Genomic DNA, 310 nt, shown 5'->3' on the forward strand with positions numbered 1-310 from the left:
CTAAGGTTGTTCCGTTGGGAATGTTCGTTATCGTTTCATTCGCTGTTCCGCCTGTGCTTACCGTTCCTATGGTCGAGGTCAACGTTGCAACAGTGCTTAATGCTGCATTCACCGTCACGGTATACGTAACCTTCGTTGTTCCATCTTGTGCGGTAACTATGACCTTCTTGCCTGTTGACAAACTTGCAGCTACTGTCGTTCCATCTGCATCGTAAACTTGAAACGTTGCATTCGCCGATGGCGTGATCGCTGCCTTGAGCGCTGCTAAGGTTGTTCCGTTGGGAATGTTCGTTATCGTTTCATTCGCTGT

The 310-nt window shown here is 48.4% G+C and carries 1 pseudogene; it reads right to left on the reverse strand.

The annotated features are described in order from the left end of the window. Positions 1-310, reverse strand: a pseudogene (locus tag LRL21_RS47480) (hypothetical protein); the annotation flags it as partial.

It is taken from the genome of Paenibacillus periandrae, assembly GCF_022458865.1.
In the GTDB taxonomy this organism is placed as follows: Bacteria; Bacillota; Bacilli; order Paenibacillales; family NBRC-103111; genus Paenibacillus_S; species Paenibacillus_S periandrae.